Here is a 16,821-nt window from a genome sequence, read left to right as displayed (position 1 = left end):
CCTGAAGGGCCGGACCCGCGCGGGCGCCGGCCCTTTTTCCATGGCGGTTTGCCCCATAATGGCGGCATGACCGAAGACCGCATCATCGCCTCCGGCGCCACCCGCGAAGACGAAGCCATCGAGGCCAGCATCCGGCCCAAGCGGCTGGACGAGTATCTCGGCCAGAAACCGGTGCGCGAGCAACTGGACATCTACATCCAGGCGGCCAAGGGACGCGGTGAGGCGCTGGATCACGTGCTCATCTTCGGGCCGCCGGGGCTGGGCAAGACCACCCTGAGCCACGTCATCGCCAACGAGCTGGGCGTCAACATGCGGGTCACTTCCGGCCCGGTGATCGAGAAGGCCGGTGATCTGGCCGCGCTGTTGACCAACCTGCAGCCGCACGACGTGCTGTTCGTGGACGAGATCCATCGCCTGTCGCCGGTGGTCGAGGAAGTGCTGTACCCGGCCATGGAGGATTTCCAGATCGACATCATGATCGGCGAGGGGCCGGCCGCCCGTTCGATCAAGCTGGACCTGCCGCCGTTCACCCTGGTCGGCGCGACCACCCGCGCCGGCCTGCTGACCGCGCCGCTGCGCGACCGCTTCGGCATCGTCCAGCGGCTGGAGTTCTACAGTGCCGAGGAGCTGACCAGCATCGTGCGCCGTTCGGCCCGTATCCTCGGCATCGACTGCGAGCCACAGGGGGCCGCCGAAATCGCGCGGCGTTCACGCGGCACGCCGCGTATCGCCAACCGACTGCTGCGACGGGTCCGCGACTACGCCCAGGTGCGTGCCACCGGCCACATCGACCACGCTGTCGCCGATGCGGCCATGCAGATGCTGAAAGTGGACCCGGAGGGCTTCGACGAACTGGATCGGCGCATGCTGCGGACCATCATCGACAGCTTCGACGGTGGCCCGGTGGGCGTGGAATCGCTGGCGGCGGCCCTGTCCGAGGAACGCGGCACGCTGGAGGACGTCATCGAGCCCTACCTGATCCAGCAGGGTTTCCTGATCCGCACCGCGCGTGGCCGCATGGCCACCTCCAAGGCCTACCGGCACCTGGGCCTGAAACCCCGCCGGGAACTGGAACTGGGCGGCGGCGGCAATGACGAACTGTTCTGAGCCGATGGCCCGGTACCCCGTTTTGTCCGGAGAAGCCTGCCTTTGAGCGCCCAATCGCAGACCAATGACCCCGTTCCCCGGCTATTCAGTTGGCCGACACGCGTCTATTGGGAAGATACCGACGCTGGCGGCGTGGTCTATCACGCGCAGTACGTGGCGTTCCTGGAACGTGCGCGGACGGAATGGCTGCGCGCGCGCGGCCACAGCCAGGAGTGGCTGCGCGGGGACCATGACCTGGTCTTCGCGGTCCGCGCGATGACGCTGGATTTCCTGAAACCGGCGCGCCTGGACGACCTGCTGCAGGTGGAACTCGTGTTACGCCAGTGCAAGCGCGCCAGTGTCGGCTTCGCCCAGCGCATCCTGCGCGGCGAGGACGTCCTGCTGACGGCAGAGGTGAAGGTCGCGGCGCTTTCCGCCGCGGGATTCAGACCCAAACCGCTGCCCGAAGCGTTGTATGAAGAATTCAAGTTGTTCGAAACGCCGAACTGACCAATCCGAAACATCGAGGAATACCGGATGATCGCACCGCTCCTGGCCGCCGTGGTCGAAGCCCTGCCCGAGGACACCGCCGCCGCCGCCGTCCAGGCGACCGCCGCCGCCACCCACAGCGGCATCAACTACCTGGAGCTGATGCTCAAGGCCAGCCTGCCGGTCAAGCTGATCGTCGTGCTGCTGCTGCTGGGCTCCCTGATCAGCTGGATCATCATTTTCCGCAAGGCGCGGGTATTCAAGGCCGCCAACCGCGACGCCGATGACTTCGAGAGCCGGTTCTGGTCCGGCGCCGAACTGAGCAAGCTGTACGCCAGCGCGGCCGACCGCAACCGGGTGGTCAGCGGACTGGAGGCGATCTTCGAAGCCGGCTTCCGCGAATTCGCCCGCCTGCGCGACAAGCGCAAGCTGGACCCGCGCGCCCAGTTGGAAGGCGCCCAGCGCGCCATGCGCGCGACCTACGCGCGCGAGGTCGATCAGCTGGAACGCAACCTGGAGCTGCTGGCCAACATCGGCTCCACCGCGCCGTACGTGGGTCTGGTCGGCACCGTGTTCGGCATCATGGTCACCATGCACGACATGCTCAACAGCGGCGAGCAGGCGGGCATCGCCTCGGTCGCGCCGGGCATTTCCGAAGCGCTGTTCGCCACCGCCATCGGCCTGTTCGTGGCGATTCCGGCGGTGTGGGCCTACAACCGCTTCACCACCCGGGTCGAGCGCATCTCGGTGCGTTATGAAACCTTCGCCGAGGAGTTCAGCTCGATCCTGCAGCGCCAGTCCTCGGGCGACGAATAAGCGGAGTCCGCCATGACCGCCGCCATCTCCCGCGTGCGCAAGCGCCGCAAGCTCAAGTCCGAAATCAACGTCGTGCCGTACATCGACGTGATGCTGGTGCTGCTGATCATCTTCATGGTGACCGCGCCACTGCTGACCCTCAGTGTGGACGTGGACCTGCCCAGGTCGAACGCCCGTTCGGTCGAGAGCAAGAAGGATCCGATCATCGTCAGCGTCAACGCCGACGGCGCCTATACGCTGACCCTGGAAAGCGGCAAGCCGGAGCGCCTGGACGGCGTGACCCTGGCCGCCAAGCTCAAGGCCTTCGTCAGCCAGAATCCCGATGCGCCGGTGTTCGTCGCCGCGCCGGGCCATTCTGATTACCAGAAGGTCATGGACACGATGGTGATGTTGCAGCAGGCCGGGGTGAAGAAGGTCGGCCTGATGAGCCAGCCCGGTGGCAATGCACGCTGACGCGCTCCCCCCCCGGCATCGTCCCGAAGAAGACGATCTCGCCGTTCCGGTCGCACTCGCGATCGGCGTGCATGCGCTGATCGCGCTGCTGTTCCTGGCCGCCTACCTGTGGTCGCCCTCGCACGACTTCGACGCGGCCGCCGGTTCGCCGGTGATCGAGGCTTCGCTGGAGATCTCCAGCGCCGATATCCGCTCGGCCCAGCAGGCGATGGAAAACGCGCCCAAGCCGGAGCCGATGCCGACCCCGATCGAGGAAACCGCCGAGGAGGAGACGGTGCCGCCGCCTCAGCCGCTTCCCGAGCCGCGCCCGCAGGACTCGCCGGTGGCGCCGCAGCAGCAGGCGCAGGAACGCATCCCCGTCCCGGACACCGAGGACCAGGACGCCGCCAGTCGCCTGGCCATTTCCCAGGAAAAGGCGCTGAAGGAGCAGGAAGAGAAGCGTCGCCAGGAACAGATCGACCTGACCGAGCGCGAGCGCCAGCAGGAGGCCGAGCGCAAGCAGCGGCTGGCCAAGCAGCAGGAGGAGGCCGAGCGCGACAAGAAGCTGGCCGACCTGCGCCGCCGCCGCGAGCAGGCCGCCCGCGAGGCGCAGATGGCCGAGCAGAAGCTGCGCCAGTTGCAGAACGTGCAGGCCCAGCGCGCCAGTACCACGGCCAGCGCGGCGACTCCCGCTGCCAGCCGCAGCGGCGGCCAGCCGGGGCAGGGCGGCACCAGCAACGATCTGACCGCGCAGTACGCCGCCGCCATCCAGCGGGCGGTGCTCAACCAGTGGATCCGCCCGGACAGCGTGCCGGTCGGCCAGCGGTGCCGCATCACCATCCGCCAGTTGCCCGGCGGCGAAGTCATCGACGCCAAGGTCGACCCGAGCTGCCCCTACGACGAGGCCGGCCGGCGCTCGGTGGAGGCCGCGGTGCTGCGCGCCCAGCCCCTGCCGTACCGTGGATTCGAGAATGTTTTCCAGCGCACCCTGAATTTCACGTTCGAAGCGCAGGATCGCTGAGAGAATCGCGTTCCTGAACAGGCGCCGTTCACGATTGCGAAAACGTTCACGCGCAAGCTGGTATCCCTTTCCGTTCAGACAGACCGAGAACCCCCGACCTGCCATGAAAAAACTGCCGCGCTGGCTTTCCGCCCTGACCCTCCTGCTGCTGTCGTTCGCCGCTGCCGCCCAGGAGCGTGGGCTGGACATCGACATCATCGGCGGCAATGCCTCGGCGCTGCCCATCACCATCGTGCCGATGCCGTACCAGGGCTCGGCGGGCGCCCCGCAGACCGACGTGGCCGGCGTGGTGCGTGCGGACCTGGAGCGTTCCGGCTCCTTCCGCACCCTGCCGGAGGCCAGCATCGTCGAACGCCCGACCCGTGGCAGCGAGGTCCAGTATCCGACCTGGCGCGCGCTCAAGCAGGACTATCTGGTGGTGGGCCGCGTGGTCGACGCCGGTGACGGCGGCTACCGGGTCGAGTACGAACTGTTCGACGTGGCCAAGCAGGAGCGCCTGCTGGGATTGGCGATGACCGCGCGCGCCAACGCCATGCGCGATGTCGCCCACCAGATGGCCGACGCCATCTACGAGAAGATCCTCGGCATCCCGGGTGCGTTCTGGACCCGCATCGCCTACGTCACCGCCAGCGGCGCCGGCAAGGGCGCGCGCTATGCGCTGATGATCGCCGACTCCGACGGTTTCAACCCGCAGACCGTGGTGCGCTCCTCCGAGCCGCTGCTGTCGCCGTCGTGGGCTCCCGATGGCCGTCGACTGGCCTATGTGAGCTACGAGGGCGGCAACTCGGCCGTCTTCGTCCAGGACATCACCACCGGCGCACGCCAGAAGGTCTCGGGCTTCCGCGGCATCAATGGTTCGCCGTCGTTCTCGCCGGATGGCAACCGGCTGGCGCTGACCCTGTCGCGCAGCGGCAATCCGGAAATCTACGTGATGGACATCGCCAGCCGGCAGCTGCGCCAGCTGACCAACCAGTCCAGCATCGACACCGAGCCGGTCTGGAGCCCGGATGGCGGCAGCATCTACTTCACCTCCGATCGCGGCGGCCGTCCGCAGATCTACCAGGTGCCGGCCAGCGGCGGTTCCGCGAGCCGGGTAACGTTCGAAGGCAGCTACAACGCCTCGGCGAAGATTTCCTACGACGGCAAGAAGATCGCCGTGGCGCAGGGCAGCGGCAACACCTACCGCATCGCCCTGATGGATCGCAGCCTGGGCTCGCCGCGCTGGTCCACCCTGTCGCCGGGCTCGCTGGACGAGTCCCCCAGCTTCGCGCCCAACGCCAGCATGGTCCTGTATGCCGCCCGCGAAGGTGGAAGAGGCGTACTGTATGCGGTCTCCGCCGACGGCCGGGTCCGCCAGCGCCTGGTGCTGGCCGATGGCGATGTGCGCGAGCCGGCATGGTCGCCGTACCGCGCAAAGCGTTAAGATAACGTCTACGGTTTTACCCCCATCCCTGCGAGAAGCCGAAGGAATGACGATGAACAATACTGCCCGCGTTTTGATGCTGTCCCTGATGTCCGTGGCCGTGCTGGCCGGTTGCAAGAAGGCTGTGAAGGAAACCCAGCCGACCGACACCACCACCACCGTCCCGACCACCCCGACCGAGCCCACCACTTCCGGCGTCTACGGCCCGAACGACCTGGACACCGACGCCTGCCTGCGCCAGCGCGTGGTGTACTTCGATCTGGACCAGGATTCGTTGAAGCCGGAATTCCAGGCCATCATGGGCTGCCACGCCAAGTACCTGCGTGACCGTCCGTCCTCGCGCATCACCCTGGAAGGCCATGCCGACGAGCGCGGCAGCCGCGCCTACAACCAGGGTCTGGGCGAGCGCCGCGGCAACGCCGTGTCGTCCGCGCTGCAGGCCAACGGCGGCTCCGGCAGCCAGCTGAGCGTGGTGAGCTACGGTGAAGAGCGTCCGATCTGCACCGAATCCAACGAGTCGTGCTGGGCGCAGAACCGTCGCGTCGAGATCGTCTACACCGCCAAGTAAGCGATGAGCGCGATGTCGATCGGCAAGCGTTTCCTGCTGGTCACGGCGGCGGCCCTGGTGGCCGCCGCTCCCGCCTGGGCGCAACGCCAGAGTCTGGCGGACCGCGTCGCGGCGCTGGAGGCCAAGGCCAACAATTCCCAGGCCAACATGGAATTGTTGAACCGCCTGAGTCAGCAGGAAGGCGAAATCCGCGAACTGCGTGCGCAGATCGAGAAGCTCCAGCACGATCTGCAGGAGTTCCAGCAGCGCAATCGTGATCAGTACCTGGATCTGGATGGCCGGCTGAACCGCATGGAAGGCGGTGCCGCGCCGCCCGTGGCGGTGCCCGCGACCAGCAGTGGCGGCGGCACCCCGCCCACGACCCCGCCGGTGGCCGCCAATGTCGAACCGGCGCCCTCCGTGCATGGCGATCCCGGATCCCTGGCCCAGGCCGGGGATGAACGTACCGCCTACAACCAGGCGTTCGACAAGCTGAAGTCCGGCGACTATGTCGGCTCCGCCCAGCTGTTCACGGCCTTCCTGCAGGCGTATCCCAGCGGGGTCTACGCGCCCAACGCGCTGTACTGGCTGGGCGAGAGCTACTACGTCACCCAGAATTACGCGTTGGCCGCGGAGCAGTTCCGCGCGCTGATGGAGCGCTATCCCACCCACGACAAGGCGCCGGGTTCGCTGCTCAAGCTGGGCCTGTGCGAATACGGCCTGGGCAAGGTCGACGCCGCCGAGCGCACCCTGGCCGACGTGGTCAGCCGCTATCCCGGCAGCGATGTCGCCCGTACCGCCGACGATCGACTGAAGGCCATCCAGCTCGGCCGACTGCGCTGAGTCCGTGCCAGGGAAAGGCCGGCCGCGGTCCGCGGTCGGAACGGCACGCGCCCCTGGCCGCGGCCGTCGCTGAACGCAATCCACCCACCGCCCGACGGCCGCCGCGCCGACAGGCGATAATGTGCCGTCATGAACGCCGTCCCCACGTCCGAGCCCGTTGCCCAGGAACGCCTGAAGCTGACGGAAATCTTCCTGTCCCTGCAGGGCGAGGCCAACACCGCCGGCTGGCCCACGGTGTTCGTGCGCCTGACCGGCTGCCCGCTGCGTTGCCAGTACTGCGATACCGAGTACGCGTTCTATGGCGGCCAGTGGTGGGACATCGAGGCGATCCTGGCCGAAGTCGCCCGCCACGGTGTCCGCCATGTCTGTGTGACCGGCGGCGAACCGCTGTCCCAGAAGCGCTGCCTGATCCTGCTGCGCCGGCTCTGCGACGCGGGCTACGACGTCTCGCTTGAGACTTCCGGCGCGCTCGACATTGCGGAGGTCGATTCGCGGGTTTCGCGGGTGGTCGACCTGAAGACCCCCGGCTCGCGTGAAATGGCCCGCAACCGGCTGGAGAACCTGCCGCTGCTGACCCCGCGCGATCAGGTGAAGTTCGTCCTGTGCGGACGCACCGACTACGACTGGGCGCGCGGGATGGTGGCCGAGCACCGGCTCGCCGAGCGCTGTGACGTGCTGTTTTCGCCTTCCAAGTCCGAACTGGAGCCGCGCCAGCTGGCCGACTGGATCGTCGAGGATCGGCTGCCGGTACGTTTCCAGATGCAATTGCACAAGCTGCTCTGGAACGACGAGCCGGGCCGGTAGCGATGGGCGTACGTGCGCGGCCCACGTGGCGCTTCGCGCGTGAATCCCCCATAGCCCCCTTTGACCAGCCATTGGGCTGTTGAGGAGCATTGCAAAAGGGGGCGAAAGCAGGATGCTTTTCCCGATTCCCGATTCCCGATTCCCGATTCCCGATTCCCGATTCCCGATTCCCGATTCCCCATGAAAAAAGCCGTCGTTCTTCTCTCAGGTGGCATGGATTCCGCCGTCGTCGTCGCCATCGCCCGCGAGCAGGGCTATGCCGTGCATGCGCTGAGCGTGCGCTATGGCCAGCGCCACACCTCGGAGCTGGAAGCCGCGGACCGGGTCGCGCGTTCGCTGGGCGCGGTCGCGCACAAGACCGTGCATGTCGACCTGCGCAGCATCGGCGGATCCGCGCTCACCGACGACATCGACGTGCCTGAAGCCGGCGGCGGCGGGATTCCGGTGACCTACGTGCCGGCCCGCAACACCATCATGCTGTCGGTGGCGCTGGGCTGGGCCGAGGTGCTGGGCGCGGCGGACATCTTCTGTGGCGTCAACGCGGTCGATTACTCCGGCTATCCCGATTGCCGGCCGGAATTCATCGAGGCCTTCGAGAAACTCGCCAACCTGGCCACCAAGGCCGGCGTGGAAGGCGCGCGCCTGCGCGTGCACGCGCCGCTGATGAGGATGGGCAAGGACGACATCGTGCGCGAGGGCCTGCGCCTGGGCGTGGACTTCTCGGAGACGGTCTCGTGCTACCAGGCCGACGAACAGGGCCGCGCCTGCGGCCACTGCGACGCCTGCCGCCTGCGCGCAGCGGGTTTTGCCGATGCCGGCGTGGCCGACCCGACCCGGTACGCCTGAACCCCGGATTTTTCAGCCGCCCCCAAGCTGGGTTAGAATTCGCACCCCGGCGCAACGCCGGGTGCATGGGCCGTTAGCTCAGTCGGTAGAGCAGAAGACTTTTAATCTTTTGGTCGAAGGTTCGAATCCTTCACGGCCCACCAATCGCATCAATAACTTACGTCGTGACGCGGCGCGCAAAAACGCCCTTCCGGAAAAATGACCGGAAAAATGGAAGCCCGGCGCGACGTTCCACGCATACCTGCATGCATGAAAAAACCCGCCGATGGTGGGCGGGTTTTTCGTGGTCGACCAGGGCATGGCCAACTCAGGGTTTCGCTGGCTTCGCTGGCTTTGGCGGCGTGACAACTGGAAGCGCGTGATAGTAGCGGACCGTCGTGCTCGGCGACTTGTGGCCAGCGCCGTCCTGCGCATTGCCGATGTTTCCTACGGTGTCAGTGGATGAGTTTACCGGGATCAAGGGCGTCACCCGCGATGACGTGTTGGCGTCGCTGCGTATCCCGCCCCAACTGCTCGGAATCGTGCCACAGAACGCGGGTGGCTTCGGTAACATCGGCGATGCGTCCTCGGTATGGGAAGCTAACGAACTGGTGGCGATTCAGCGGCGTCTGCTGCGGGTCAATGAGTGGCTGGGTTCGGAGGTGATCCGATTCAATGAGGCGGAGCCGAAGGCGTCCCGATGAACCGTTCGTTGCTTTCAAATCTCCGTTGTGGTGATTGCGCGCGCCTGCTGGCGAAAGCGGGCGCGTTCGATGAGCTGCAGATCAAGTGCCCACGCTGCGGCGTGGTCAATCATTTGAAGGCCCAGAGCCTCCCGACAGATCGCCAAGAGCGGCTGACAGAAGGCTCTAGCCATGAAAAACCAGCTGCACCAGGGCGACGCCCTGAAGTTCCTGCCGACGCTTGAATCGGCTTCGTTTGATGCGGTGATTACAGATCCGCCATACGCCAGTGGTGGGTTGACCGCTGCGGCGCGCACGCGCGCCGTCGCAGAAGTATCAGCAATCCGGATCGCGTGGCCTGCACCTCGACTTCGCGGGGGACGAACGCGATCAGCGATCGCACCTGCGCTGGATGGCGTTGTGGTTGTCGGAATGCGTGCGCATTCTCAAGCCCGGCGGGGCGGTGTGTGTGTTCACCGACTGGCGTCAGTTGCCGTTGACCACCGACGCGCTGCAATGCGCCGGCTTGATCTGGCGCGGAGTCACCGTGTGGGACAAGACCGAGGGCACGCGACCGGCCCTTGGCCGCTTCCGCAACCAGGCCGAATACATCGTCTGGTGCAGCAAGGGCGCGATGCCGTTGGAGCGTGATGCGCCGGTGCTGCCGAGCGTGGTCCGCGTGCCTGTCCGACGAACCGACAAGCACCACATGACAGGCAAGCCCACCGAGCTGATGCGGCAGGTGGTCCGCATCTGCGAGCGGGGTGGGCGCATCCTTGACCCCTTCGCAGGTTCCGGGACCACGCTGCTGGCCGCCCAGGAAGAGGGCTACGGCTGGACGGGTTGCGAACTCACCGACCACCTACGCCGCCGTCGCCCGCGAGCGACTGGGCGCGCCCTAGCGCCACGCCCACCGCCATCGCGCCGCAACTGAGCCGCCCTCCGGGGCGGCTTTTTCGTGCGCGCTCGGTGCCGCGGCCGAAATATTAAAAAAACGTGAAGACGGCCGAACCTGAACGGAATTTTGCCCCGGCGCGCGCAGTCGTCGCCCCGCCACGCCTGCGGTCTAAACCCCTGGGTTTTCCGCACGCCTGCAGATCGCAATTCGGGCCGCCGTAGCGGGCTCAGGAGCGCTGAGAGGGGCGCTCCTGAGCCTGCGGAACCCTGCGAAGGCGAGGCGCCCTCAGTGCCGTTCCGCAGCCTTCCAGCGAACCCGGCGGGCAGGGTGAAAAATTTGGATGCCCATCGGAACGGGGCAATAGGTAATTGCCCCCCCTGAAATCCGGTCTAACCCATTGATTTTGCGGTGGTTTTAGATGTTACCTCAGGAGGTAATCCGAGGTAGCACGGGAGCTAGCATCGAGCCAAGTCATTGATTTAAAAGGGTTCCATTTTTGCCTGATATTACCTTCTAAAAAGGTAACAAGATTACCCCGCCGTTACCCTTTTATTACCTTTGAGATTGACTCTTAACTATCTGATATGAAAGAGAAATAGTGCTGCTTTTTCGCCGTATTACCTTTATTACCCGTTTCCGGCGGCCACCTCAAAATTTGACCTTATGTAAGACGGATACACGACCACCACAGGTTTGCTATTGGCGGTGCGAGCGAGCCTTGGGAATTTTCCCAAGTTGTTGCCGTTCCATTGACAAGCAACGAGCGAGCATGCAATGAGTAAGGGCACCAAGGACGGTCGCCTGAGATGCCGTCTCATTCGCCAAGAGGACGGCCATGGGGATATGGAATAGAACCGCGAGTATTGCCCTGCAAGCGGTCATGGCTGCGGGTTTGTACGGGCTCGTTTGCGGTCAGGCATCGGCAATGCGGCCAGTCTGTGACTATCGTTCGGAAGGTTATGCGTGCGGCGATGGCCGTGTGTGTGTAAGAGCGGTGGCGGAGAATTGCCGTTGGGAATATGACGCCTCAGACTTTGAAAGATTGAGTGGAGTCCGAGACCGGGATTCGCTGATCAACCGTGAGCCCATCGTCGATAGCCGTGAACCGCTCACGGACCTTGCCGTGGGGAACGATGTCATCCTCGCGTCGCTCATCGACTGCGGCGAGAGCGCATCTGTCGCTCAGAGCACGGGCCGACCGGTGGGCATTGCCACGGGCAAAAAGTACCTGCCGGAACTCGATTTCGGCGTCATGCCCGAAGCAGGCGTCCAACTGGTCATCAGCCGTACCTACGACAAGTTTCTGGATCGCACAGGCATTTTTGGGCGCCGCTGGGCCTCAAGCCTCGAATATACCTTGAGTTTCGACTACAGCGGCACGCAATGCCATGGCCGGCTGGATGCCATTGCGTCTTGCACGCCGGGGACCAATCCACTGACGAAAATCTACGCCAACCGCACCAATGGCTATGCCTGGGTATTCAGCAAGGATGCTTCCGGTGTTTGGCGTACCGACAAGGGCGATACGCTGGTCGCCAACGGGACGGGCTGGAAGTTGCAAACCCGCGATGGCGAGCAAGTCGAAACCTATGACGCGCATGGCCGTCCTCTGACCGTGCGCAATGAACGCAACATTGGACTGTCCTACAGCTATAACGCCAGCAACCAGTTGGCCACCATCACGCATTCCTCCGGCCGCGCGATTCAATTGACGTGGGCCTCCGGCAAAGTGAAAACCATTACCGCGCCGGATGGGAAGGCGTATACCTACAACTACAACACGGCAGGTTATCTGAGCAGCGTTGTCTACCCGGATACGCTAGGTACGCGTTCCTACCACTACGAAGACTCGGCCCAGCCGGGTGGTTTGACGGGTATTTCCGTCAACGGGGTGCGTTACAGCCGGTATGCTTATCAGGCCGATGGCCGCGCAGCATGGTCGGGGTTGGAGGGGGGCGTAGAGCGCAGCACCTTCGCGTATGGGGCGACCTATACCGATGTCACCAATGCCTTGGGACAAACTACGCGCTATCAGATTGCGGATTTGAACGGCAGCAAACAAGTCATTGGCGCGGAACGGCCAGCCAGCACGGTCTGCCCCGCCGGGGCGCGATACACCGCCTATGATGCCAGCGGTAATGCCGACTATGAGCTGGACGCCTTCGGAGTCAAGACGGACTATACCTATGATACTGATGGCCGTCTGACCCAGGAGATAACAGGCATCGGTCCCAACGGCGAAACCGACCAGCAGCAGATAACCCAGTACCTGTGGGATTCAGCGCGCAAAGGACGGCTGCTTGCCCTCAAGGTTTACGGGGTTTCCACAAGCCAGCCTGTCTCCGAAACGCTTTACGACTACTACCCTGACGGCGACCCGGCCGCGCGACTGCTGCGTTCTGTCAAGACCATCAACCGGAGTGCCACCGGCATCATCAATCAGGAGCGCATTGTCGCCTACGGCTATGCGGTCTATGCCAACGGCATGGTGAAAACCATGGTCGTGGATGGTCCGGTGACCGGTACGGGGGACCAGGTGACCTACCAGTACGATACGTCAGGTAACTTGACCTCCGTCGGCAATACGCTCGGACACGTCATGACCTACAGCAATTACACCGCGATGGGACTGCCGGGTCGCATTACGGGCCCGAACGGCAGCATTACCGACTTCACCTACAATGCAGGGAACGATGTACTGACCCGAAGCAATGTCATCGGCGGCGCGGCACAGACCACCACCTACACCTATGACAGCCGAGGGCGCGTGACCGGCGTCACCACGCCAGATGGCGTGACGACCACCTATGGCTATGACGCATTGGACCGGCGTACCTATCAGTCCCGCACTTCGGCGTACGAAGATGGCATACCGGAAACGACGGACGAAACGCTCACCGAACGGGTCAACTACACCTACAACCTCAACAGTGACGTAACCGCTACGGAGGTGAAGTCCATCTACCGGGGCAAGGAATTCGACCCCGACCTGGGCAAGGTGCTTCATCTGAACAGCACGGTGACGCAGTACCAAACCTTCACCGATTACGACGAAGGCGGGTTCGTCAAGGCGCGCCGAGGCAACAACGGCCAGCAGGTCAGCTATACCTACACGGCCAACGGCGACGTGGCCACGGAGACCTCGGCCGGGCGGGTCACGCGCTACTTCTACGACCGGCAACGCCGCCAGAACCGCGTGCAGGATGCCTTGAACGGCAATACTTACCTGTATTACGACGCAGTGGGCAACCTCATCAAGGTCACCGACCCGCGCGGCAAGCACACCACCTATGCCTACGACGGATTCGGCCAGGTGTGGGCACAGACCAGTCCGGACACGGGCACCACCACGTTCGAGTACAACGCGGCAGGTCTTCGCACCAAGTTCACGCGGAGCAATGGGGTCGCGACCACCTTGGGGTACGACGGCCTGGGGCGTCAGACGAGCGCGGTGGCGGGTGGGCAGACGCTTGCCTACGGCTACGACTGGTGCACGAACGGCAAGATGTTGCTGTGCAATGCGGACGGACCGAACAGCAGCGTTCATTTCGCCTATACGACCGAAGGACAGGTGTCCATCCGGCGGGAGCGCACCACGGCCAACAGCGTCCAGAGCGATTACTGGACCCGCTTCTATTACGACGGCCTGGGGCGGACGAGCGCCATCACCTACCCGAACGGCATGGCGGTGGGTTATGGATACGCTGATGGTCAGTTGAAGGCGATGACGGTCAACACCGGCGGCATGGTGAGCAATGTAATCACCGGAGTGGAAAGCCAGGCCTTCGGTCCGCCGATTTCCTGGCTGTACGGGAACGGACTGCGCCGCGGATATACCTATGACGTGGACCGCCGGTTGACCACGCTGGGTACCTACAACGGTTCCACCAGCGTCCAGAAGTTGAGCTACACGTATAACGCCGTCAATGAAATCACCCAGGTCGCCAATGCGGTCAACAGCAACCTGACCCAGAACTTGGGCTATGACAGCTTGAGTCGTCTGACGAACTTCACTTCGATGTCTGGGAACCAGAGCTTCTACTACGACGCCAACGGCAACAAGACGCGTCATGTGTGGACGTGGGACGAGGCGCTGACGGTGGATGCCAACAGCAACCGCATCAGTGCGATGACCTCGCACGGTTATACCCACGACAGCCTGGGCAACCGGACCACCCAGTCCTGGGGGGGCTCGACCGCGACCTACAGCTACGACCCGTTCAACCGGATGAGCAGCGCGTCGCGGAACACCGCCATCACTCAGGCGGAGCCCAACTACACGACCGTCAGTCTGCCGGCGGGCACCGCGACCTACGCCTACAATGCCTTCAATGAACGCGCATGGAAAGCCGCGCCCAGCCACGGCAACTACCGTTACGTGCATGCCCCGGGCAGCGCTCTGCTGGCGGAGTACAAGGACAACACCAGCGCATGGACCAACTACCTGTGGTTCGGTGGGCAGTTGGTGGGTATGGTGCGGGGCAATCAGGTGTACTACCTGCATCCCGACCATCTGGGCCGGCCGGAAGTGGCGACCAACAGCGCCAAGGCGGTGGTGTGGCGGGCCAGCAATTTTGCCTTCGACCGCAAGGTGACGCTGGACAGCCTCGGGGGCCTGAATGTGGGGCTGCCGGGCCAGTACTACGACCAGGAGACGAACCTCTGGCACAACGTCAACCGGTACTACGATGCGCGGTTGGGCCGTTATACACAGTCCGACCCGATTGGGTTGGGGGGCGGATTGAATACCTATGCCTATGTCGGCGGGAATCCGGTGATGTGGGTTGACCCAGAAGGGCTGCAGTTCTTCCCGTACTCTCGAAACCTCAACACACGCTCCACTTCTGGCCAGCGTCTGCCAGATGGCGTTGCAATGAGACTCAACGTGTATTGGGGTGGAGCTACAGCCGGTGCTGCCGTGGGTATAGCCGGGCCGTATGTGATCGCAGGCGGTGTTTCATTGACGCCGGAAGCATTGGCCGCAGCCGTTAGCGCAGCCAAGAAGAGCGCGGATGTCTGCAAGACCAAGGAGTTCCAGGAAGGGGTGTTGCGCGCCTGCCTTGCGCTTGGCGTGTGCAGCAAGGACAAGCCGGACCAATGGGTAAATGATCTGGAGCGACTTCAGAGAATGGTTGAGGGCTCTGTTCGCGAAGCGCAGCAGCGCGGAACGATCATTTTCCCAAGACCGCCAAGTCCATGAAGCACTCCGATACCTATAACGATGCGCGTAATGCAATTCGCAGCAATAGCGCAAAAGAGTTGTTGGCGCTATCAGAAACCCTCATTAACTCGGATCACACCCCGTCGCATGCGTCGGGGTACCTGATGAGGGGGATCGCTTATGAGCTCGGTGGTGATGACGTTGAAAGCGATCTGGAGCGTGCTGCTGCCAACTATCGAAAGGCTGCCAGCATGGTCCCCGATGCAATCACCTTTTTGTATTTGGCTCGAGCCCTGATGAAGCAAGGCGGTGAGCGACATCGTGAAGCACTGCGGTACATCGATGAAGCAAAGTCGCTCCGAATGGTTCCGGAGGTTAACTTGGCCTATGCGAAGTATTACGAAAGCAGCGACGAGCCGAATTATGCCAAGGCGCGGCACTATTACCTGCATGCAGCGCTGGCTGGCCGGTTTGCTGGGTTCTTCGGCTACGCGTCGATGTCGAGAAAGATGGACCAGAAAGCCAGGGCAATTCTCGTTGATGGTCTTCGGCTTGCACTGGGCCCCTTCTTGTTCCTGCTATTGGGCAAGCAGGCCAGCAAGACCCTGTGAATTAAATTTTGATGAGCCGTTCGAAGTCCCACCATCCCTAGGCGGGGCCTCTTCTTCTTTACGCACGGCGCAGGCAGGGGAAAAGCAGCAACCATTTCAGTTCCCAGGATTTGAGAAACCATGGAACATGGTCAAACCAGCTACCTGAGAACAGGGATTGGGACCGAGACAGTATTGGGGACATTGATGCTGGGGCTGATATGGCCAGGAAGGAACTCGATAGCGGTAGGTTGAATACATGCGGGTGCACCAAATGACGATGGTCACCCTAATTACTGCCGTATTCTGTGCAATTGCATTCGTCTTTGCCGTGAGGGGCGGGAGCGTGCTTTTTCGGAGCGTCTATTGCGCCTCCATATCAGCCTGGACTTTTTTTATCCTGTACTTCTACATGCACGGGATGGCTAGAAAAGTTGCGGCAAATCCATCTTCTCCGCCGCTTTCGACGGACACCTATATCAGCGGAGTTGTTGCTTACGAGGTGAGCCTGCTTGAAACAAAGATTGCATTGCTCTTGATTGTTCTATCTTTGGCGCTATTGGTTATATTCCCTGCGTCAAAAAGCAATCGGCCCTAATACAAGGCTTGCCCGTAATTCTGAAGCCCCGCATTGCGGGGCTTCTTCTTAGTCGCTGTGGTCCAGAGTGGATGACTTGAGCCTGTTGAATGACCTTGGTGAGGTGCACAAGTTGACCTTGAGCGCACCCCGCATCTCGGGAGCTTGGTAAGCGCATGATCACGCTCAGCAGTGAGCGAGGGCTCGGGTTAAGCCGGACGCCCGCTCCTGGCCGATAGCGGACGTTGCTTGTTGGCCAGCACTCGCGTATCAAGTTAAGCAAACCAATGGGCCCGGGGGGGGGGGGATGAAACGCTTGTCTATGAAAGCTGCTGGCGCTTCAAACAGGTTCTGGAGCTGGCTAGCGATAGCAATCGGCTTAGCCACAGTACTTCTAGCACTGAACCAGGCTATTCTTTCGCTGGTCGTTGGCTCGTTGCAGTTCTCGTCCAGCAAGTACGGATTCATTGCATACGGCATAGAGGCGGCGATGATCTATGCAGTACTTCTCATTGGCTCAATTCTTATCATCGGTATCGGTTGGCGAGGGCTGCGGCTTGGTCGACAGGACGCCTAACAATTCATTCAAGCCGACGCCGCTTCGCGGCACGGCTAAATTCAGGCGT

14 protein-coding genes, 1 tRNA gene and 2 pseudogenes are annotated in these 16,821 nt (G+C 63.1%); all 17 read left to right on the top strand.

Features of this window, described 5'->3' with window-relative positions; all coding sequences use genetic code 11:
• Positions 1-66: 66 nt before the first annotated feature.
• The 17 genes and pseudogenes from ruvB to IB228_RS06575 all read left to right on the top strand — a co-directional run bounded on the left by ruvB (position 67) and on the right by IB228_RS06575 (position 16,772).
• Positions 67-1,107, top strand: coding sequence for a Holliday junction branch migration DNA helicase RuvB (ruvB, locus tag IB228_RS06655; RefSeq protein WP_183638937.1), 1,041 nt, complete (start codon positions 67-69; stop codon positions 1,105-1,107).
• Positions 1,108-1,149: 42 nt separating this feature from the next.
• Positions 1,150-1,596 (top strand): tol-pal system-associated acyl-CoA thioesterase, encoded by a 447-nt coding sequence (ybgC, locus tag IB228_RS06650; protein WP_192197940.1) that lies wholly within the window; start codon positions 1,150-1,152, stop codon positions 1,594-1,596.
• A 27-nt stretch (positions 1,597-1,623) separates the two neighbouring features.
• Entirely contained in the window at positions 1,624-2,391 is a 768-nt protein-coding gene (gene tolQ / locus IB228_RS06645) for a protein TolQ (RefSeq protein ID WP_183638933.1), read from the top strand.
• A gap of 12 nt (positions 2,392-2,403) precedes the next feature.
• On the top strand, positions 2,404-2,844 hold the full coding sequence (gene tolR / locus IB228_RS06640; protein WP_192197939.1) for a protein TolR: 441 nt from the start codon (positions 2,404-2,406) through the stop codon (positions 2,842-2,844).
• Positions 2,834-3,844 (top strand): cell envelope integrity protein TolA, encoded by a 1,011-nt coding sequence (gene tolA, locus IB228_RS06635; protein WP_183641185.1) that lies wholly within the window; start codon positions 2,834-2,836, stop codon positions 3,842-3,844. Before tolR ends, tolA begins: the two co-directional genes overlap by 11 nt.
• Before the next feature lie 103 nt (positions 3,845-3,947).
• Positions 3,948-5,267 (top strand): Tol-Pal system beta propeller repeat protein TolB, encoded by a 1,320-nt coding sequence (gene tolB / locus IB228_RS06630; RefSeq protein WP_183638928.1) that lies wholly within the window; start codon positions 3,948-3,950, stop codon positions 5,265-5,267.
• A gap of 52 nt (positions 5,268-5,319) precedes the next feature.
• On the top strand, positions 5,320-5,835 hold the full coding sequence (gene pal, locus IB228_RS06625; RefSeq protein ID WP_141455750.1) for a peptidoglycan-associated lipoprotein Pal: 516 nt from the start codon (positions 5,320-5,322) through the stop codon (positions 5,833-5,835).
• Between the two features lie 12 nt (positions 5,836-5,847).
• The gene (gene ybgF, locus IB228_RS06620) at positions 5,848-6,657 is read left to right on the top strand and encodes a tol-pal system protein YbgF (protein ID WP_183641183.1); all 810 of its coding nucleotides are present in this window, start codon (positions 5,848-5,850) and stop codon (positions 6,655-6,657) included.
• Between the two features lie 129 nt (positions 6,658-6,786).
• Positions 6,787-7,461, top strand: coding sequence for a 7-carboxy-7-deazaguanine synthase QueE (gene queE / locus IB228_RS06615; RefSeq protein ID WP_192197938.1), 675 nt, complete (start codon positions 6,787-6,789; stop codon positions 7,459-7,461).
• 180 nt (positions 7,462-7,641) lie between these two features.
• Complete coding sequence (queC, locus tag IB228_RS06610) at positions 7,642-8,307, top strand: 7-cyano-7-deazaguanine synthase QueC (protein ID WP_192197937.1); 666 nt, start codon at positions 7,642-7,644, stop codon at positions 8,305-8,307.
• 67 nt (positions 8,308-8,374) lie between these two features.
• Positions 8,375-8,450, top strand: a tRNA-Lys gene (locus IB228_RS06605).
• Positions 8,451-8,747: 297 nt separating this feature from the next.
• A pseudogene (locus IB228_RS06600) lies at positions 8,748-8,990 on the top strand (Presumed portal vertex protein); the annotation flags it as partial.
• Positions 8,987-9,214: a Com family DNA-binding transcriptional regulator gene (locus IB228_RS06595; protein WP_225562307.1), complete on the top strand. Its 228-nt coding sequence runs from the start codon at positions 8,987-8,989 to the stop codon at positions 9,212-9,214. The pseudogene IB228_RS06600 and the gene IB228_RS06595, both read left to right, overlap by 4 nt.
• Positions 9,162-9,871, top strand: a pseudogene (locus tag IB228_RS06590) (site-specific DNA-methyltransferase). The gene IB228_RS06595 and the pseudogene IB228_RS06590 overlap by 53 nt, the downstream one beginning before the upstream one ends.
• A gap of 876 nt (positions 9,872-10,747) precedes the next feature.
• Complete coding sequence (locus IB228_RS06585) at positions 10,748-15,067, top strand: RHS repeat-associated core domain-containing protein (protein WP_183638922.1); 4,320 nt, start codon at positions 10,748-10,750, stop codon at positions 15,065-15,067.
• Entirely contained in the window at positions 15,064-15,639 is a 576-nt protein-coding gene (locus IB228_RS06580; RefSeq protein ID WP_192197936.1) for a hypothetical protein, read from the top strand. The genes IB228_RS06585 and IB228_RS06580 overlap by 4 nt, the downstream gene beginning before the upstream one ends.
• An 863-nt stretch (positions 15,640-16,502) precedes the next feature.
• Complete coding sequence (locus IB228_RS06575; protein ID WP_183638918.1) at positions 16,503-16,772, top strand: hypothetical protein; 270 nt, start codon at positions 16,503-16,505, stop codon at positions 16,770-16,772.
• Positions 16,773-16,821 lie beyond the last annotated feature (49 nt).

It is taken from the genome of Pseudoxanthomonas sp. PXM04 (genome assembly GCF_014851695.1).
In the GTDB taxonomy this organism is placed as follows: domain Bacteria; phylum Pseudomonadota; class Gammaproteobacteria; order Xanthomonadales; family Xanthomonadaceae; genus Pseudoxanthomonas_A; species Pseudoxanthomonas_A beigongshangi.
This window is presented reverse-complemented; position numbering and strand designations above follow the sequence as displayed.